This is a genomic window from Terriglobia bacterium (assembly GCA_020073205.1).
GTDB lineage: Bacteria > Acidobacteriota > Polarisedimenticolia > Polarisedimenticolales > JAIQFR01 > JAIQFR01.
This window is the reverse complement of the sequence record JAIQFR010000038.1, coordinates 1-18,970: the sequence shown is the minus strand read 5'-3', so window position 1 is coordinate 18,970 and position 18,970 is coordinate 1. Positions and strand designations below refer to the sequence as shown.

Sequence of the window (18,970 nt, the reverse complement as noted above, 5' to 3'; positions counted from 1 at the left end):
CTATGAGGAGAGAGATCGTCCTGCTCGCCGCCTTGGCCGCGACCGTGCTGCTCGCGTCGTCGTCGATCGCCGCGGAGAAGAGGGGTGGCGAGAAACCCTGGGCCGGCACGATCCCGGTGACGGGCAAGCACTCCGTGGCCGCGCTCGCCAAGATGGCCAGGGTGTCGATGGCGGATGCCGAGAAGACGGCGCTTTCGGCCGTCGAGGCGAAGGACGCGGACAAGAGCGTCTCGAGTCGCGAGATCGAGGTCGAGCACGGGTTTCTCGTCTATTCCTTCGACGTCAAGGTCGCCGGCCAGAAGGGGATCGAGGAGGTGATCGTGGACGCGGGCGACGGCAAGGTCCTGGCCCGCGAGCACGAGTCGCCGGAGAGCGAGGCCAGGGATAAGCGGGCAAAGAAACCGTAATTTCCTCGAAGCTCCACAGGACGGTCGGGTCCGCTTCGAGGACGGCTTCGGGGCTTGCATAAGGGGCGAAGCGCCGTATAACAGTGGGCAGGAAGTCGGAGGAGCGACGTGTAACTTCCTGAAATACAACGCCGGCGACGGCGGGGACGGCGTGTCGTCGGGAGGCGCCGACCGATCGAGGGACAGGGGGCGATCATGAAACGCTCTCACCCGGTATGGGCGCTAGCCCTCGTCGCGGCGCTCACGGTACTCGGCATCGCGGCGGCCGCCGCACCCGACTCGCACGACGAGCGAGCCGGCGAGAAGCGTGTCGCCCCCGTGAGCGCTCCGACCGACGACCGCGATTTCACGCTGGAGGACACCTACGGCGACGACGGCGTCAACTACCAGGGCGCGCTGGGCTTCATGGTTCTCGAAGGCTCGCCGTCCGCCCAGCCGATCGCGACCTACGGCGTCGGCGTGGACGACATGGTGGTGGAGTGGAAGGAGGTGCGCCTCGACGAGGACACCACCACGAACTGCGCGTCCACGGGATCCTGCGCCACGCTCGACACCTCGACCGACCAGGTGTACACCGGCCTCACGGCGATCGCCGTCACCGTGACCGACGCCTCGCCGGGCAAGGGCGGCAACGACGACTGCGACCACAACGGCGTCTACACCGATGCCGGCGTCGACAAGCCCGACTGCGACAACGACGGCCGTCGCGACGTCTACGTCAAGGCCTGGTCCGATGCCGAGCCGGCCGGCGAGTGGGTCATCCTCAACGAGACGACCGCGATTCCCGGCACCTCCGGCGTCTTCGAGGGGTCCGTGCCGGTGTCCTCGTCGTACGACTCGCCGGGCACCGTGTTCGTCCAACGGTCCGGCTCGGCGCAGCCGGACGTCACGCTGCGGTACGCCGACCCGGACGACGGGACCGGGAGCCCTTGCAGGTCCAATTCGGACCCCGCCAAGTGGGGAATTCTGGAGAGGTCCGTCCAGATCAACGTCACGGTCGGGAGCGTCGTGGTCAGGGGCAGCAGGATCACGAACGACCTCGGCAAGGGTGACGGGGACGGGTTCGCCGACACCAACGAGACGGTGAACCTGTACGTCACCGTGGTCAACAAGACCGGCAAGGACCTCACCCGCGTGGTCGCGCGCCTGGCCAGCAACAGCCCTTACGTGGACTGCATCTTCCAGGACACCGTTTCCATGGCGTCCCTTCCGAAGGGCGCCACCCTGGAGCTGCCGAACCCGTTCAAGTGGAAGGTGTCGGGCGCGGCGGTCCGCCTCGCGGGCCACGAGTACGACGACTTCCACGCGACGTTCAACCTCACGATCTCGGCCGATCAGTTCGACGCGTCGCTCGCCCCGCAGCAGGTGATCCAGGATCTCGACCTCGACGCGGCCGGCGGCGGCACCCCGTCGAACTTCAGCGAGGGTTTCGAGAACCCCACCGGGTTCGGCCTCTTCACGTCGATGACGCTGGACACGGGAGTGTCCACGAACGGCTTCTCCGACGGCAAGAGGTGCCAGTACAACGACCCGGACTTTCCCAACACGGGCTCGTACGGCCAAACCTACTGCTACCTCGGGTTCGCGAACGAAGCGAACAACACGTACGACTGGCACCTGCACACGACGGCGATGCCGGACGGCGGACGGGCGTACGCCGGAGGCCGGTCGCTCCACTGGGGCTACCATCTCAACCCGGGCGATCCGAAATTCGACGACTACAAGTTCTCCCAGATGGATGCCATCGTGACAGCCGCCCCCGTGAATCTCGGCATGACGCCGGTCACCCCGGGGGATCCGGAGCTGTCGTTCAAGCACCAGATCAACCTGATGGACTACCGGGCGGTCGGAGCGCTCTTCATGCAGGCGCCAGACCGCGCCGTCGTCGAGCTCCAGCTTGCGGATCTGTCGGGCAACCAAGTGGGCGTCTGGCAGAAGATCGCGCCCTACTCGAACGTCTACGACATCCAGCCGTCCAACAACTACATCAACTGCTCGTTCGACCCCGACGACGACGGGAACAACGAGGACAGCTACTTCGACCCGACGGACCCGTACAGGAGCTACGGCCCGTCGTCGACCTGCTGGCCGGAGTTCGTGTTCGGCTCGCAGGGCTCCACCGACTATCGCTACGGTTTCGTTCCGGGCAACGTGAACCGGGCCTCCGACGACAAGGTCGGTCTCGCGGGCTCCGCCGGCCCCGGGGACTGGGTGGAGACGAAATTCGACCTGTCCCGATACCGCGGGCGCCGGGTGAAGGTCCGGTTCCTCGCCACCACGATCAAGGTCTACGACTACACCGACCCGATCGCCCTCGGCTTCCCCGCCGACCGGTTCTTCGACGACGGCTGGTACATCGACGACGTCCGTATCTCGAACACGCTGACCTCTCCCGCGACGTTCTCGGCGGACACGAAGGACAACAGCTCGCTCCCGGCCTGCCCTCTGAACTGCACGTCGGTGACGGCGAGCCTCGCGGCCGAGCCCGCGACCACCGTCGCGCCTGGACAACCGGTGAGCCTGGACGCCAGCGCATCCGTCGCCAACACCTGTGTCGGCGGCGTCCTCCAATTCCGGTTCTACGTCAACGGGGTGCTTGCCCGAGACTGGACGGACAACGCGTTCTTCAGCGATGCCCCCCTCACGGACGCGAGCTACGACGTGAGCGTCCGCTGCTCCACCCGGACCGACTGCGTGGGCACCACGATCGGCTCGACCGGACGCATCGTGACGGTCGGCTGCCCGAGCACCGGGAGCCTCACCTGGCCCGGCCCGCTCCGGGTCGACAAGACGGGCGGGCTCGGCGGCGACGAGCCGGATCAGGGCCTCACGGTCTCGTGGGGGCCGCAGGCGAGGTGGACCGACCTGATCCGGGGCGATCTCGTCGCGCTGCGGACCGGCGCGACCTATACCGGCACCGTGCTGGGGTGCGACCTCGCGGACACGAACGCTTCCTCCGCGGCCGACGGCGCTGTCCTCGCTCCCGGCTCCGGGTTCTACTTCCTCGCCCGCGGCGCGGCCTGCAACGTCACGCCGTTCAGCTACTCGGCCGGCGCGCCGAAGGAGAGGGGCTCCTCGCTCGCGCCGAGGACCCGCGACGCGGAGATCGGCGCCGACCCCAGAGACTGCCCTTGAAGCGTGCAAGGGAGTGGACCGTCCTGGCGCTCCTCCTGGCCGCGGCAGCCGTGATCCTCGCCCGGAGCGCCTACAACGCCTCGAATCTGGACGTCGTTCCCGATTCCGTCGAGCTGGCGCTCGGCGCGGAGCACTTCGTGGCCGACGGCCGCTTTGCCATCGAGATCGACGGTCGGACACTACCGTCGCGGTATCCGCCTTGGTTCTCCGTCGCCGCGCTCGCGCCGGCCTACCTGCTCCTGGGCCCTGAGCCGGGCAACGCGATCTACCCCGTCACCGCGTTCGCCGTCGCCGGGATCGCGCTGGCGTACGCGCTGGGGCGGCGCGCGGCGGGGACGTGGGGAGGAGCGTCGGCGGCCACCGCGCTGCTGGCCTTACCGGTTTACCGGCTCTGGGGACGGCAGATCATGTCCGACGTCCCCGCCGCCGCGGTGATGCTCGCCGTCTGCCTCGTCTACGTGCGGGGCCGCGCGTCTTCCCGCGAGACCGCCGCAGGACATTTCCTCGCCGGCTGCTTGATCGCGATCGGTGCGCTGTTCCGCCCGGTGTGCGCGGCCGCGCTTCTGCCGTTCCTCCTTTGCGCGTTCTCGCCCCCCGGCGCGGCGAAGCGCCTCCTCCTTCTGCTGGGTCCCCTCGGCGCCGCGGCGGCGATGACGCTCGCGTACAACGGAGCCACGTTCGGCTCCGTCGCGAGGAGCGGCTACCCGTTCTGGTGCCCGGTCCCGTACGACTACCCGTCGCTGACGTTCTCGACGGCCTACGTCCGCACCAACCTGACCGCTCTCTGGTACGCCGGCTTGCCGCTTCTGATCGCGGGGGTCGCGTCGGCGCTCGTCATCGACCGAAGGCTGAGAGCGGCGCCGCCGGCCTCCGTCGACGCGGGGGTCGCGACGGTCCGGAGCTTGGTGGAGTTCCTCGTCCTGGCGACCGGTCCGATCGTGCTGTTCCATCTTCTGTATTTCTTCCCGCATCCCCGCTTCTACCTGCCCTCGGTCGCGGTGGCGGCCGTGCTCCTGGGATCCGTGGCGGGGGGATGGCTCTCGCGACTTCGCGGATGGACCTTGCCGGCGATTCTCGCCCTGGGCCTGCTGGCGGTGTCGGCATGGCGCGCCGGGACCTCCGATCAGCCGCCCTACCGGAGGATGGTGGCGGATCGAATCCGCCAACTCGTCCCGGAGCGTGCGATCGTCGTCTCCGCCATCGAGCCGGCATACCTCGGTTACTTCCTCGGGGCGTCCGGCGGTCGAAGGGCCATGCCGATCTCCCGGCGGGTGGAGTACGCCGACAAGCTGATCGCCCGGCACAGGATCCCGGATCCGAGCCCGCCTCCGCGCAGGTGGAACGACCATCGCTGTCCCGGCCTGCTCGCGGGCGGGGCCGAGGAGGCGGTGCGAGCGGTCGCCTCGGAGCGGCTCGGAGATCTCGAGGCGGCGATCACCGCCGGGGTCCCCGTGTTCCTCGACACCAGCTTCACGACCCGCGCGGACCAGGAGCTCCTGGACACGATTCGTCGGCGATTCGATGTCGTTCAACGCGCGGGGATGCTCTACGAGCTGCGACCGAGGACCGGGACCCCTTTTCGGCGAGCGCCGCGCGGGGTAGGGAGCGGCGCCGATCGTCTCAGCGGTGGCGATCCGCCCGTTCCAGGATGACCACGCCGAATTCCGATCCGTGGAACGGCTCTCCGCCGATTTTCAGGATCGGCCGGTAGCGTCTGTCGACCCAGTCGACGATTCCGCGTCCGTTGCGCGGATCGACGCCGAACGGCCCGACGCCGAACTCCGCGCTCTCGCGATCCACGAGCGCGACGTAGTCGGGACGGTGCGCCGCGAGGTCCGCGAGGATCGGCCCGTCGCCCCCGAACGCGGCGAGCTCCGGCGGGAGGAACAGGCCGTAGCGGCTCGGGTCCCGCCTCCGCAGCCAGTAGTTGAGGCTGAGCCCTTCCGGCAGCGCGAGGAGGGTGTCCGTGGGCCCCATTTCCTCCCGGAGCTTGGTGATCGCCGTCCAGATCGTGGCCGCGCGGGCGTCGACCTCGATGGGCTCGACCCTGAGGACGTCTCCTCCGCTCCCGACGGCGAGCGTCTTTCGGGCATACCACAGGCTCGACCAGTGGAGGTGGAACGAGACGAACGCGCACACCGCGGCGGCGGCGAGCGCGCGAGTGACCGCGCCGTCCCTCCCTCCCGCCCGGGAGGCGGCCGCCGGTAGGAAGTGGACGAAGCAGGCCACGAGGAGCAGCGTCGCGGGCATCGCCAGCGCGAAGCCGTAGTGCTCGACCCGCGTGTTCAACGCCATCTTCCCCAGAAGGAACGTTCCCCAGACTCCCCAGATCGCGATGGGCGCGGCGCGCGCCAGGGCCCGGCGATCGCGCCGCGCCGCCAGGGCCGCCATCGTGACGGCCGCCGTGGCCGCGGCGCTGAGGAAGAGCCAGCCACGCGGGATCCGCATCCAAGGGATGTGGCCGGAGCCCAGCAGGAGCGCGGCCAGCGCAGCGGCGCCGATCCCGGCAGCCAGGAGCCCGCGTCGTCGAATCGACGGGACGGCCCTGTCGGCGATCGCCGCCGCCACGGCGAACGCCGTCACGCCCATCGCCATGACGAGCGACGTTCCGAGGTTCCGCAGGGGGGCGTCGAAGCCCGCGCCCCGGACATAGAACGGCTCGGACGCCGCGCGTCCGACGTACGCCCAGTTGCCCAGCGTGCCGCGCCAGGCCTCGGAGACGGGCAGGCGCAGCGACAGCGCCGCGAGCGACAGGAGGGGAGGCGCCAGCGCGCCGCCCGCGAACGACCCCACACGGCGGGCCGTCGCGCGCGGACCGCCCCAGGGCGCGGCCGACGCGAGGGCGAGGCCCGTGACGGCGGCCGCGGCGGCGGCGACGACCAGCTCCGCCTTGGTCAGGAACACGAGTCCGAGACACGCTCCCGCCACCGCCAGCCAGAGGGTCTCCCGCCGACGGAGGCACGCCGACAGCGCGAGGATCATCGCGATCGAAAGCGCCACGCCGTGGGTCTGGCCGTGCTGGTAGGGGGTGACGAAGTTGAAGTTCGCGCCGCGCGTGTACTGCGAGAAGCCGAAGACGCCCAGGAGGACGAGACAGGCGGCCGTCGCCGCGAGGCGACCGCAGGAATCACGGAAGACCCGGTACGTCGCCGCGCAAACCGCGGCGAGAACGACGAGATTGGAGAGCACGAGCGTCCTGAGCGACACGCCGAGGATCCGGAACAGGAGGGCGTTGACGTGCGGCGAGAGCGGACCGTGGCGGTACGCGAGATCCCGGTAGAGGGAGTCGCCGAGGCTGATCCGCCAGGGAAGATAGATCTCCGCGCCAAAATCGAGCTGGAGGTCGGTCCACTTCCCCCAGCTCCAGGCGGCCAGCGCGACGAACGCCGCGCCGATCAGGAGAGGCCCGACCCCGGCGGGGAACCGCTCCTCGACCTGCGCGAAGACCGCGCCGGCCACGACCGCGTCCGACCGCGCCCTCCGGTCCCTCGCGGTCCGTTCGGGAACGGCGACGACGGGAGCGGCCATCAACGAATCCGGCGCGGCGGTCGTCCGGGAAACTCCATGGGCCGGCGAAGGATATCACCGCGTGCAGGCCCCGTCGCGTGTGGATCCCCGCGCGCTGCGATAACATGGCCGCGATGGCGGCGCGGAGGAATCGCGAGGCGGCGGGCGAGGAGGGGAGCAGGTTCGCCGATCTCGCGCGGCGGTTCCGGTCCGGGTTGCCGGCGCTCCTCCTGGTCGTGGGCGTCGCCGTCGCGTACGTGCCCGCGCTTCGAGCCGGCTTCGTGTGGGACGACGACTTCTACGTCACCGACAACCCCACGCTGCGCGACGCGGCCGGGCTCGGGCGGATCTGGCTTAAGACCGACGCCAATCCGCAGTATTACCCCGTCACGTTCACGACCTTCTGGCTCCAGTACCGGGTCGGCGGCATCGATCCCTTCGGGTACCACCTTCTCAACGTGCTGCTCCACGCGGGCTCGGCGCTGTTGCTCTGGCGCGTGCTGCGGAAGCTCCGGATCCCGGGAGCGCTGCTCGCCGGCTGGATCTTCGGCCTCCACCCGGTGATGGTCGAGTCGGTCGCCTGGGTCACGGAGCGGAAGAACGTCCTGTCCGGAATCCTGTTCCTCGTCTCCGCGCTGCTCTTCCTCCGATTCTCGCTCGGCGACGGGGAAGAGGGGCGGGCATCGGACCGGCCGGCCGGCCCACGGCGTCTCGCGGCGCTGTCCCTCGCTCTCTTCGTCCTCGCGCTCCTCGCGAAGAGCGTGACCGCGACGCTCCCCGTCGCGCTGGCTCTACTGATCGTCTGGAAGCGGCGGCGCGTGACCCGCGAGGAAGCGGTCTGGCTCGGGGCCATGCTCGCGATCGGAGCCGGGATGGGCCTTCTCACCGCCCGGCTGGAGTCGCTTCAGGTCGGCGCGCGAGGCGCGGATTGGTCGCTGACGGCCGTCCAGAAGACCCTCCTGGCGAGCCGGCTGATCGTCTTCTACCTCGGCAAGCTCGTCTGGCCCTCGAAACTCGCCTTCTTCTACGAGCGATGGGCGATCGACGCCGGCAATCCCGCGGCCTACCTCTTCCCCGCCGCGATCGCCGCCGCCGCGGCGGCCCTCTGGCGCCTCCGCCGCCGGATCGGCGGCGGTCCGCTCGTGGCGTTCCTGTACTTCGGGATCGTGCTCTTCCCCGCCCTCGGCTTCTTCCGCGTGTATCCGATGCGCTACTCGTGGGCTGCCGACCACTTCCAGTACCTCGCCGCCCTGGGGCCGATCGCGCTCCTCTCCGCGGCGCTCGCCGTCGTCTCAGCGAACTGGGCGGCCGGCGACCGCCGGGCGCGGACCGCCGCGGCGATCCCCGTTCTCGCGCTCCTCGGCGCGTTGACCTGGCGCCAGGCGGGGGACTACCGGGACCTCGAGACGCTGTGGAGGCGGACGGTGGAGAAGAGCCCCAGGGCTTTCACGGCTCACTGCGCTCTGGCCGGCCTCCTCGGCCGGGAAGGGGACGGCGAAGGGGCTGCGCGCCATTTCGAGCTCGCCATCGAAGCCAAGCCCGACTACGCCGATGCGCTCAACAGTCTCGGCACGATCCGGGCGGGCCAGAGGAGGGTCACGGAAGCGATCGACCTCTATCGCAGGGCGCTTCGCGCCGCCCCCGAGAACGCGATCGTTCACTACAACCTCGCGGGCGCCCTCGAGGCCTCCGGCCGCGCCGACGAGGCGATGGCGGAATTCGAGACGGCGATACGGTGCTCGCCCGACCCGTCGAAGCTCGGCAACGACGTCTGGCTCGCGCTCTACCGAAGGGGGATGCTCTCCCCCCCGCCCGGCCGGGCGCAGAGGGGGCTGGCCCGCCTGCTGGCCGAAAGAGGCCGCGCGCGTGACGCGATCGGGCACTACCGGCTCGCCCTGACGGAGGATCCCTCGTCGCGCGAGAGTCTCCTCGAGATGGGGCGTCTGCTCACGGACACGGGGGATCAGGAGGAGGCGGCGCACTGCTTCGAGAGCGCCCTCCGTCTCGAACCCCGAGATCCGGCGGCACACCTCGAGATGGGGCTCGTCCAAGAGCGGCGTGGAGATCTCTCCCGCGCCCTGCTCGAGTACCGCGAGACGATCCGTCTCGATCCGCGGTCCGCCGTCGCCCACCACAATCTCGCCGTGGTGCTGTTACGGACCGGCGACACCGCCGGCGCGTGGCGGGAGACCCTCATGGCGAAGGCCGGCGGCCTGGAAGCTCGGCCCGAATTCCTGCGCGAGCTCTCCAGCCGCATGCCCCGCCCTCCCACGGCTCCCCCGTAGGTCGGACGGCGCCCGGGGATCGAATTCGAGTGCCCGGCGGGGGGCAATCGCCGTATGTTCAGGGAGGTGGCGAATCGGCGGCCGGCCTCGACGGGGGGATTCGACGCTTCCCGAAGGAGGGGAGCCTCGTACCCGGACCGGTCGTCAGCACGCGGCGAGTCCGGTCGCCTGGCGACGTACTCGTGAGGGAGGGGAATCGGTGAGGGGTCCAGTCAGATTCGTCACGATGCTGCTGCTGGTGGTCGCGCTCTCGCCCGTCGGCGTGCGGGCCGACACTTACGACACCGCCACCCTCGTGGGCATCACGACCACGAGCAAGGACGACGTCCAGTTCCTGTACGACCGGCAGATCGACATCGTGGGGGTGCGGGGGGACGTGGTCAAGGCCCTGGTCACCGCCGAGCAGCTCGAGATGCTCTTCGACAGCGGCCTCAAGGTCGAGATCCTCTACGCGGAGATGCAGGAGGACCGCCAGCGCTGGTCGGAGGCGTCGGCCTCGTTCACCCTGGCGACCAGCTACTACACCCCCTCCAAGTTCAACACCGTGAATCCTCCCGCGGGCAGCCTCATGGAGCACCTCCTCCAGCAGCACGACGCCCACCCGGACATCACGCGCCTCCACAATCTCGGCGCGAGCCAGGACGGGGCCTACGACATCATCGCGATCGAGGTCTCGAAGAACCCCGACGTCGTCGAGGCCGAGCCCAAGATCCGCATCTACGCGAACATCCACGGCGACGAGAAGGGCGGGGCGATGGTCGCGTGCGACGTGCTCGACACGATCCTCGCGGGATACACGGCGGTGCCGCAGGACTCGACGGCAGAGAGGCTCGTGGACGGTACCGAGATGTGGTTCATCCCCATCGGGAATCCGTACGGGAACGCCAACAGCACCCGCTACAACAGCCGGAGCGTCGATTGCAACCGGAACTTCTGGGGCCCGTCGGGCTCGGACGCTCCGCCGGCCTGGTCGGAGGCGGAGACCGCGGTCATCCGTGACCTCACCGAAGCGGCCACCGCGGATCACGCCAAGAAGCGTTTCGCCGTGTCCATCTCTTTCCACGAAGGCGAGGTGGTGTTCAACTCGGTGTGGAACTACACCACCGCCGCGCCCACCGACGAGCCGATCTTCTGGTCCTCGAGGACGGGAGGGACCGGGTGCGGGAGCCAGACCATCCCGAACTGCCCGACGCTCGCCCCCCACGGCCTGGCCCAGGCCTACAAGGACGGCTGCACGATGCCGGGGTTCTGGTACACCGAGGGGTACGACTGGTACGGCACCCGCGGCGACACCAACGACTGGGCGTACGGCGCGTGGACCGATCTCGACACCACCGTCGAGCTGAACACCACGAAGACGCCTCCCGCCGCCCAGATCCCCGTTTACTGCGCGGAGCACCGGCAGGCGGTGCTGAACTACATGCTGAAAGCCTTCCAGGGGATCCACGGCGTGATGACGGACCAGAGCACGGGCGCTCCTCTCGACGGCACGGTGGCCGTGACCGCGACGGCCTCCGCCGACGTCCCGGTCCCCCACGCCTACCAGGCGGTCTTCACCGACCCTCTGGCCGGGGACTTCCACAGGATCCTGCAGCCGGGGACCTACACGGTGGTCTGCAACGCGCCGGGGCACATGACGACGACGCTCACCGGCGTGGTCGTGACCGCGGACACCGCGACCGTCGCGGACTGTCCGATGAGCGCCACGGGTCTCAGCTACAGCTCCTCGACCCTCGCGGACTCGTGTTCGGGAGGGGGCGCTTACAGCGGCGACGGGATCCTCGACGCGGGAGAGGACGCGACGCTGGCGGTGACGTTGGGCAATCCGGGATCGGCGGCGGCGACGTCCGTCCAGGGGACGTTGAGCTCCACGGCTCCCGGCGTCACCATCACCCGGGGCTCGGCGTCGTTCGCCGACGTCCCGGGAGGCGGCACGGGGGCGAGCTTCTCTCCGCATTTCGGTTTCAGCGTGGGCGCCGGCGTCGCTTGCGGCACCGTGATCCCCTTCGGCATCCACATGGCCGCCGCACAGGGGGCGTGGGATGGCAACTTCTCGGTCACGGTCGGGCAGACCTCCGTGGGAACCCCTCAGACGTTGCTGACCGAGAGCTTCGACGGCACCACGTTCCCGCCCACGGGGTGGGCCCAGGTGGACGTCAGCGGGACCGCTGGGAATTGGGCGAGGAGCACGAACACGGTCCACCCCTCGGGAGGCGGCACGCACAGCGGCGCCGGGCTCGCGTACTTCAACTCCTATACCGCGGCCTCCGGCAGCACCACGAGACTCTACAGGACCGCGGGCTTCGCCATACCGTCATCGGCTGCCTCGGCCTCCGTGTCGTTCTGGTTCTACCACAGCACGCCCCTCCCGAACAGCAACGACCAGGTGCAGGTGCAGGTCTCGACCGACGGAACGTCGTGGAGCAGTGTGGGCGCGCCGGTCCCGAGATACGACGGCTCGACGGGGTGGAAGCAGCACACCGTCTCCCTCGATGCGTACATCGGGCAATCCAGTGTCCGAGTGGCCTTGCTGGGCGTCAGCGTCTTCGGGTACGACTGCCACATCGACGACGTCGGGGTGACCTACATCCCCCAGGGCGCGTGCACGATGCACGCCTGCGACGCGGTGCCGACCGCCGACCTGGCCGCGTCGCTGTCCGCGCCGTCCGCGGTCGCGACGAACGGCAACCTCGGCTACGCGCTCGGCGTGACGAACCACGGTCCCGCCGCGGCGGCGAGCGTGCAGCTCGCGACGTCGACGCCGGCGAACACGTCGTTCGTCTCGATGACCGCTCCCGGCGGATGGAGCTGCTCGACTCCGGCCGCGGGCGCGAGCGGTGCGGTGGTCTGCACCGCGCCGACGCTGGGCGCGAGCGCGTCGGCGAACTTCTCGATGGTCGTGAAGGTCGACTGGTGTGCGGGGAACGGCACGACGATCGCCGGTAGCGCCACCGTCTCCGCATCGACCGGCGATCCGCTCGCGCCGAACAACGGCGCCTCGGCGGTCACCACGGTCGTGGACGACGGCACGTGCGACGACGGCAACGCCTGCACGTCGGGGGACGCCTGCGGAGGCGGGATCTGTGCCGGGACGCCGATCGCAGGGCCGCCCGAGGTGGACGACGGAGTGCAAGTCGGCCGGAGCGGCACCGACGCGGTGCTGACCTGGACTCCCCCGGCGAGCGCGGCATCGTCGTCCGTGATCCGGGGACGTCTCGACGCCCTGCCCGTCGGATCGGCCCCGGCAGACGAGCTGTGTCTCGCCAGCCGGCTCCCGGTCCCGACGGCGACCGCGACGGACGCGGACGTCCCGGAGGTCGGCCGCGGCTTCTGGTACGCGGTCCGGGGCGAGAACTCCTGCGGGAACGGGCCTTACGGGTACCAGGGCCAGAACGGAGCGCCCACCGTTCCGGAGGTCAGCTTCGCGTGTCCGTGATCCGGGGCCCGCGGCTTCGGGAGGCCGACCGCCACCATCGAGCCCGTGTCACAATCGCCGCCCGGCCGGTGTCTAACGGACGAGTGCGGCGCCCGAGGCGTCGCACCGGAGAATGCCGATGGCGGTCGGGGCGCAGGAGCTGGCGATGGGGCGACCGAGGGCCGCGGGCGTCGACGCCCGCTTCGAGGCGCTGTTCCACGCGCACTACCGGGGAATCCACGACGTCCTGATCCGGCTTCTGGGAGATCGCGCCGAGGCCGAGGACCTGGCTCTCGAGGCGTTCGCGCGCCTCTTCAGGCGGGCGCCCCGCCTCGATGCCAACCCCGCCGGCTGGCTCTACAGGGTCGCGATGCGTCTCGGCTACAACGCGCTCAGGGCGGCACGGCGCCGCGACCGGTACGAGGAGCGAGCGGGAATGGGCGCCGCCGAGGCCTCGCCCGCACCCGACCCGTCCACCGAAGCCATTCGTCGGGAAGAGGTCCGGCGGGTGCGGGCGGTGCTGAGGGCGATGCCCGAGCGGAAAGCGCGGCTCCTCCTCCTTCGGCACTCGGGGCTCCGCTACCGGGAGATCGCCCTCGTCCTCGGCGTGGCTCCCGTCTCGGTGGGCGCGCTTCTCGCGCGCGCCGAGCGCGACTTCGAACGGCGGTACGCCGCGCACGAGCCCGCGCGGGGCGGCCGCCGCGGACGATGGAGGAACGTCCCATGACCACCTTAAGGCACCTCGACGAAGCGAACCTGCGCGCCGTCCTCGACGGCGAGGCGGATCCCGAGGCGACCGCGCACCTCGATCGGTGCCCGCGATGCCGGGCCGGCCTCGCGGTCCTCGAGGCGGCGGCGTCCCGGGTGCGCGCGCGGCTCGACGTCGTGTCGCCGGCGGCCGCTGATGCGTCGGACGTCGAGGCCGCGCTCGCCCGCCTCCGCACGCGGAGCGCCGTCGCGACCCGAGGGCTCTTCGCGGGCCATCGCCCGGCGTGGGTGGGCCTCGCTGCGGCGCTCGCCATCGCGATCGGCGTCTCGGTTCCCCAGGTCCGCGCCTGGACGGGACGATTCCTGGGGCTCTTCCGCGTGCAGCACATCACCGTCGTCGACGTCGATCCCGCGAACCTCGATCGGTTCCAGGAGGACTTCGGGCGCATTCGCCCGCGGATCGAGCGCCTGTTGACCGAGAACGCGACGGTGGACCGAGGCGGCGAGCCGGCGGTCGCGGCGGACGTCGCCGAGGCCTCGAAGCTCGCCGGGTTCCCGGTGCGCCTTCCGGCGTCGCTGACGTCCGTCCCACGGATCACGGTCCAACCCGCCGCGACGATCTCGTTCCCCCTGGAGGTGGAGCGGCTCCAGTCGATCCTCGACGACGCCGGCCGCGCCGAGATCCGCCTGCCGCCCGGGATCGACGGTGGACGGGTGCGCATCGACGTTCCCGCCGTGGTCACGGCGGCCTGGGGGAACTGCGCCGACGTCCGCCGCGCGGCAGGGGAATCCCGTGCGGCGGGTCCCGCCGCGGGAGGGGAGGAGCGATGCACGCTCCTGGTCGAAGCGCCGAGCCCCGTGATCACGGCGCCCCCCGAGCTGGACGTCGAGGAGCTCGGCGAGGCGGCGCTCCGGATCGTCGGGTACTCCGCCGAGGAGGCGCGGCGAGTCGCCGAGACGATCGACTGGACGTCGACCCTCGTGCTGCCGCTGCCGTCCCGAGGCGGCATGCGCCACGACGACGTCAGCGTGGACGGTGCCCCCGCGGTGGTGGTGGAAGGCCCCGAGCGGATCGCCGCCGAGCACCGCCCGTATACGGTGCTGTGGGTCAAGGACGGCATCATGCACGCCCTGATCGGGCACGGGACCGCCGAGGACGCGTTGACGGTAGCGGGCTCGATGCGATAAGAATTCCGCGTTGGCCAACGACGTCCTCAGAACCCACGACCTCTCCAAGGCTTTCGGCGAGGTCGTCGCCGTCCGGGGCCTCACCCTGAGCCTGCGGCCGGGCGAGGCCTTCGGCTGCCTGGGCCAGAACGGTGCGGGAAAGACGACGTTCGTCAAGATGCTGCTCGGCCTGGTGGCTCCGACCTCCGGATCGGGGATCCTCCTGGGCGCGCCCCTCGGGGACCGGGCGGCCCGCCGCGACGTCGGGTTCCTCCCGGAGCACTTCCGGTTCCACGATTGGCTCACCGCCTCGGAGCTCCTCGAGCTGCACGGGAGGCTCTTCGGCGTGGATCGGCCGACGCTGCTGCGGCGGAGCGACGCGCTCTTGGACCGGGTCGGCCTCGCCACGTTCCGCCACCGGCGCCTCCGGACGTTCTCCAAGGGGATGCTGCAGCGGATCGGCATCGCGCAGGCGCTGATCGGCGAGCCGCGCCTCGTGTTCCTCGACGAGCCGACGTCGGGACTCGATCCCGTGGGCCGACTCCTGGTGCGGGACCTGATCGGCGAGCTGAAGCGGGGCGGGACGACGGTCTTTCTCAACTCGCACCTCCTGGGGGAGGTCGAGGCCTCGTGCGATCGCGTGGCCTTCGTCAAGCACGGGGAGGCGCTCCGGGTCGGCGACCTCGGCTCGCTGGTGGAGGGCGAGACCGAGCTCTCGATTCGCGCGGGGGAGCTCGATCCCGAGACGCTCTTCGGCCTCGGCCGCTTCGGACGCCCGCGCCGCACGGACTCCGGCGAGATCGTTCTTGCGGGGGTGTCGGACCGGGACGTCCCGGAGATCGCGAGGTGGCTGGTCGGGCGGGGCGCCGAGTTGAGGGCGCTGGTGCCGCGCCGGCCGTCTCTCGAGGAGATCTTCCTGAGGATCCTCGGAAGGGACGGCGGGCTGTGAGCGCGGTCCTGATCCTCGCCCGGCTGACGTGCCTCGAGGCGGTGCGGCGCCGGATCGTCCTGGCGGCTGGCCTCATGGCCGTGGCGTTCCTGGCCCTTTACCACGCGGGGTTCTACTACGTCATCGTCCGCGAGGTCCAGGCGCACACCTTCTCGCCCCTCGCCGTCCGCGAGGCGTCGAACTTCCTGCTGCTCGCCGGCATGTACGCGGTGAACTTCCTCGGCGTCCTGATGGCGGCGCTTCTCGGCGCCGACACCCTCGCGGGAGAGATCGCCTCGGAGACGGTCCAGGCGTTGGTGACCAAGCCCATTCCGCGCTCGGCGATCGTGGCGGGCAAGTGGGTGGGACTGTCGGTCCTGATCGGTTCGTACCTGGCCCTCCTCGCGGGGGGGATCGTCCTCGGGGTCTGGCTGCGGGTGGGGACCCTCCCGCACCATCTCGCCGCCGGCCTCGCGCTCCTCTACCTCGAGGCGATCCTGGTCATGACGGTGACCCTTGCCGGGAGCAGCGCGACCTCGACCCTGGCCACCGGCGGGATCGCGTTCGGGCTCTACGGCGTGGGGTTCGTCGGCGGCTGGATCGAGCACGTCGGCGCTTTCCTGAAGAGCGAGACGGCCGTGAACGTGGGGGTGATCTCCAGCCTCGTGTTTCCCGGCGAGGCGCTGTGGAAGCGCGCGTCGTACGAGCTCAGCTCGCCGATCGTCCGTGCGGCGGGGCTCTCGCCGTGGGCCTCCCCGTCGGTTCCGAGCGCCGCGATGATCGCGTACGCGGTGCTCTATCTCGTCGCGGCCCTGGGGTTCGCGCTGCGCCGGTTCGGCCGGCGTGACCTCTGATCGTCCCCGCCGACGCCGAAGCGCCTCGCGCGGTCGTGTCCTATACTCGCTCCGGGTGGTTCGGCGCGGGGCGTGTGCGGGGGCCGCCGTCCGTGACGGGCTCTCGTCGACGGCCCTCGCCGAGAAAGGACGGCGATGTTCGCGAACGCGCGGCGCTTCGCGGGGCTCACCTTGTGCATCGTCGCGGCCGCCTGCGGAGGCGGCAGCTCGGGCTCGAAGGCCCCGGCGGAGCTGGATCCCACCGGGGACTGGAGCACCACGTGGACCGTGGCCTCGAACCCGTGCAATCTCGACAACCCCGACGTGCAGGAATCGGACACCCGGATCACCCGCCAAGGAGACAACGCGTTGCTCCAGGCCGAGGGCGAGGCGTGCAGTCCGGCGACCGCGCCGTACGATTCGAGCGTCCAGGCGTTTCACTTCCACTACGCCCAGACCGACCCGATCGTGGAGGCGGACGGGTGCACGTACAGCGAGAGCCGGACGACCGATCTCATCATCACGGAATCGTCCATTACCGGAACGGACGTCCTGAACTATGTCCGTCTCCTCGGGTCGAACTGCACCTTCATTCCGCAGCCATCGTGTGGGCTCCTCGTCAACGTCGCCGGCCAGCGGTGCCAGGGTTGTTACGGCGGCTGCACGAGCACGGCCATGGGAGCTTCGCCTTTCCGGCTCGCTCCTCCCCTCGCTCGCGGCGCGGCCCCGCGCAACGCCGCCCGCTGAGGGGAACGACGCCTCCGCCGCACCGGGGCGAGGAGCGATCGAACGATCCCCGGAAGAGCGCATGAACCGAACCGATCTCCGCGACCGTTGCTCTCGGCTGTCCACGCCGCTGATCTGCGACGCCTGTCTCAGGCTCGGAGTGCGTTACGAGATTCCCGGCCCCGGCATCCGGTCTCTGCGCGCCGGCGGGAGGGTCGCAGGCAGGGTGGCCGTGGCCCGGCACCACGGCAGCGTGGATGTCTTCCTCGAGGCCATCGAAACCGCGGAAGACGGGGATGTCCTCGTGATCGACAACGGAGGACGTCTCGACGAGGGATGCGTCGGGGACCTGACGGTGCTCGAGGCGCAAGGATCGGGCCTCGGCGGGATCGTCGTCTGGGGCGCGCATCGCGATTCCGCCGAGCTGGCGGAGATCGACCTCCCGGTGTTCAGCTACGGGAGCTGCCCTTCGGGTCCGCGGCGACTCGACCCCCGGCCCCACGACGCGCTGGGCTCCGCCTCGTTCGGCGGCTTCCGTGTGGATGCGACGCACTTCGTCGTGGGCGACGACGACGGAGTGGCGTTCGTGCCGCTGGAGCGCGGCGACGAGGTCCTCGCGGCGGCCGAGAGCCTTCGAACGCGGGAACGCCGTCAGGCGGAAGCGATTCGAAGCGGGACGAGCCTCCGTTCCCAGCTGGCGTTCGCGGACTACCTCGCCGAGCGGAACCGCGACCCGTCGTACACCCTGCGAGCGCACCTGAAGCGAGTGGGCGGCGCCATCGAGGAGTAACGCCGCCGACCCGTCGTTCGCGCCCCCTCCGCCCGCCTTTCCGGCGAGAAACGCTGGCGGTTCGACGGCGAAGCAATAGTGGACTAAAATGGTACTGAACCTTCGCGCCGTCGGGCCATGTGCGCCCTGCGCAGGACGAGGCGCCGACGGGGACGCGCCTCAACACGGACGAGCGGACCGAAGGTGTCGAAGGGGAGACCGGACGTGAGATGGGGAAAGACGATGGTTCCGGCCGCGCTGATCGCGGCGCTCTGCCCCGTGGCGCGCGCCGCGGCGGGCGAGGGCCCTGCCGAGGTCCGCATGACGTTGACCGAGGCGGTCGAGCACGCCCTCGAGAAGAACGAGGGGCTCGTCGTCGAGCTGGAGTCGCTGCGCTCCGCCGAGGCCGCGCTGGCCGGGGCGCGCGGCGCCTACGATCCGCTCTTCGAGGTCCAGGGGAGCTGGGAGCGCGCGAGCCTGCCGGTGAATTCCGCGTTCTCGGGCGCTCCCGACGGACGGCTCGCTCCCACGAACCGTTCCCTGGGCGCCGATGCGTCGGTGCGGCAGCTGCTCCCGACCGGCGGCGAGGTCTCGGTCCGGGCTTCCGCGGCGCGTCAAACGACGGACGGGACGTTCACGCTCCTCTCGCCCGCGTACGACACGTCGGTCGGAGTCGAGCTGCGGCAGCCGCTCCTGCGGGGGCGCGCGCTCGACGCGGCCCGCCTGAACCTCAAGGTCACCGCCGCGGAGCGGTCGCGAGCCGTGGCATCGCTGCGGCGCGAGGTGACCGAGACCGTCGCCGCCGTGGAGCGAACCTACTGGGCGCTGGTCGCCGCGCGCGAGGATGTCGGCGTCCGCGAGGAGGCGGTCCGGCTCGCCGAGGAGCAGCTCAGGGAGACCAAGCTCCGCATCGAGAAGGGGGCCGCGCCGGAGACCGAGGCCGCGCAGCCGAACTCCGAATAGACCGTCTCCCGCTTGGACACCTCAAAGGCGATCCGCTGAAGGCGATCTTGGCGGCGTTGCGTGTAGACGGCGGCAATGAAGGACGTCACACCACCGATGAGCGCTCCGAGCAGCGCGGAGACAGGGC

At 70.6% G+C, this 18,970-nt stretch carries 13 protein-coding genes; 12 read left to right on the top strand and 1 reads right to left on the bottom strand.

Features of this window, described 5'->3' with window-relative positions; all coding sequences use genetic code 11:
• The first annotated feature begins 2 nt into the window (after nucleotides 1-2).
• From LAO51_09925 to LAO51_09915, 3 genes are all read left to right on the top strand, one after another.
• A complete protein-coding gene (locus LAO51_09925) occupies nucleotides 3-407 on the top strand; it encodes a hypothetical protein (protein ID MBZ5639055.1) in 405 nt (134 codons plus the stop codon).
• A gap of 195 nt (nucleotides 408-602) precedes the next feature.
• Nucleotides 603-3,542, top strand: coding sequence for a hypothetical protein (locus LAO51_09920; protein ID MBZ5639054.1), 2,940 nt, complete (start codon nucleotides 603-605; stop codon nucleotides 3,540-3,542).
• Nucleotides 3,539-5,194, top strand: a complete 1,656-nt coding sequence (locus LAO51_09915; protein MBZ5639053.1) for a glycosyltransferase family 39 protein — start codon at nucleotides 3,539-3,541, stop codon at nucleotides 5,192-5,194. Before LAO51_09920 ends, LAO51_09915 begins: the two co-directional genes overlap by 4 nt.
• Here the strand turns inward: LAO51_09915 and LAO51_09910 are convergent.
• Nucleotides 5,163-7,070 carry a glycosyltransferase family 39 protein gene (locus LAO51_09910; protein ID MBZ5639052.1) on the bottom strand — a complete coding sequence of 636 codons (1,908 nt, stop codon included), beginning with the start codon at nucleotides 7,068-7,070 and terminating at the stop codon, nucleotides 5,163-5,165. The two genes, LAO51_09915 and LAO51_09910, sit on opposite strands and share 32 nt — an antisense overlap.
• Nucleotides 7,071-7,174: 104 nt before the next feature.
• Here LAO51_09910 and LAO51_09905 point away from each other — a divergent pair, with 104 nt between their 5' ends.
• From LAO51_09905 to LAO51_09865, 9 genes are all read left to right on the top strand, one after another.
• Nucleotides 7,175-9,334 carry a tetratricopeptide repeat protein gene (locus LAO51_09905; protein MBZ5639051.1) on the top strand — a complete coding sequence of 720 codons (2,160 nt, stop codon included), beginning with the start codon at nucleotides 7,175-7,177 and terminating at the stop codon, nucleotides 9,332-9,334.
• A gap of 199 nt (nucleotides 9,335-9,533) precedes the next feature.
• A complete protein-coding gene (locus LAO51_09900) occupies nucleotides 9,534-12,770 on the top strand; it encodes a DUF2817 domain-containing protein (GenBank protein ID MBZ5639050.1) in 3,237 nt (1,078 codons plus the stop codon).
• Between the two features lie 118 nt (nucleotides 12,771-12,888).
• Complete coding sequence (locus LAO51_09895; GenBank protein MBZ5639049.1) at nucleotides 12,889-13,476, top strand: sigma-70 family RNA polymerase sigma factor; 588 nt, start codon at nucleotides 12,889-12,891, stop codon at nucleotides 13,474-13,476.
• Complete coding sequence (locus LAO51_09890; GenBank protein MBZ5639048.1) at nucleotides 13,473-14,645, top strand: hypothetical protein; 1,173 nt, start codon at nucleotides 13,473-13,475, stop codon at nucleotides 14,643-14,645. The genes LAO51_09895 and LAO51_09890 overlap by 4 nt, the downstream gene beginning before the upstream one ends.
• A 10-nt stretch (nucleotides 14,646-14,655) precedes the next feature.
• Nucleotides 14,656-15,573 carry an ABC transporter ATP-binding protein gene (locus tag LAO51_09885; protein MBZ5639047.1) on the top strand — a complete coding sequence of 306 codons (918 nt, stop codon included), beginning with the start codon at nucleotides 14,656-14,658 and terminating at the stop codon, nucleotides 15,571-15,573.
• Nucleotides 15,570-16,406: an ABC transporter permease gene (locus LAO51_09880; protein MBZ5639046.1), complete on the top strand. Its 837-nt coding sequence runs from the start codon at nucleotides 15,570-15,572 to the stop codon at nucleotides 16,404-16,406. Before LAO51_09885 ends, LAO51_09880 begins: the two co-directional genes overlap by 4 nt.
• A gap of 135 nt (nucleotides 16,407-16,541) precedes the next feature.
• Nucleotides 16,542-17,132, top strand: coding sequence for a hypothetical protein (locus LAO51_09875; protein ID MBZ5639045.1), 591 nt, complete (start codon nucleotides 16,542-16,544; stop codon nucleotides 17,130-17,132).
• Nucleotides 17,133-17,193: 61 nt separating this feature from the next.
• Nucleotides 17,194-17,901: an RraA family protein gene (locus tag LAO51_09870; protein MBZ5639044.1), complete on the top strand. Its 708-nt coding sequence runs from the start codon at nucleotides 17,194-17,196 to the stop codon at nucleotides 17,899-17,901.
• 204 nt (nucleotides 17,902-18,105) lie between these two features.
• Complete coding sequence (locus LAO51_09865; GenBank protein ID MBZ5639043.1) at nucleotides 18,106-18,843, top strand: TolC family protein; 738 nt, start codon at nucleotides 18,106-18,108, stop codon at nucleotides 18,841-18,843.
• The last annotated feature ends 127 nt before the right edge of the window (nucleotides 18,844-18,970 follow it).

What these genes read in the sequence shown, in the direction of transcription:
- LAO51_09925 (MBZ5639055.1), top strand. Translation starts at nt 3, where the DNA reads ATGAGGAGAGAGATCGTCCTGCTCGCCGCCTTGGCCGCGACCGTGCTG.
- LAO51_09920 (MBZ5639054.1), top strand. Translation starts at nt 603, where the DNA reads ATGAAACGCTCTCACCCGGTATGGGCGCTAGCCCTCGTCGCGGCGCTC.
- LAO51_09910 (MBZ5639052.1), bottom strand. Translation starts at nt 7,070, where the DNA reads ATGGCCGCTCCCGTCGTCGCCGTTCCCGAACGGACCGCGAGGGACCGG.
- LAO51_09905 (MBZ5639051.1), top strand. Translation starts at nt 7,175, where the DNA reads ATGGCCGCGATGGCGGCGCGGAGGAATCGCGAGGCGGCGGGCGAGGAG.
- LAO51_09895 (MBZ5639049.1), top strand. Translation starts at nt 12,889, where the DNA reads ATGGCGGTCGGGGCGCAGGAGCTGGCGATGGGGCGACCGAGGGCCGCG.
- LAO51_09890 (MBZ5639048.1), top strand. Translation starts at nt 13,473, where the DNA reads ATGACCACCTTAAGGCACCTCGACGAAGCGAACCTGCGCGCCGTCCTC.
- LAO51_09875 (MBZ5639045.1), top strand. Translation starts at nt 16,542, where the DNA reads ATGTTCGCGAACGCGCGGCGCTTCGCGGGGCTCACCTTGTGCATCGTC.
- LAO51_09870 (MBZ5639044.1), top strand. Translation starts at nt 17,194, where the DNA reads ATGAACCGAACCGATCTCCGCGACCGTTGCTCTCGGCTGTCCACGCCG.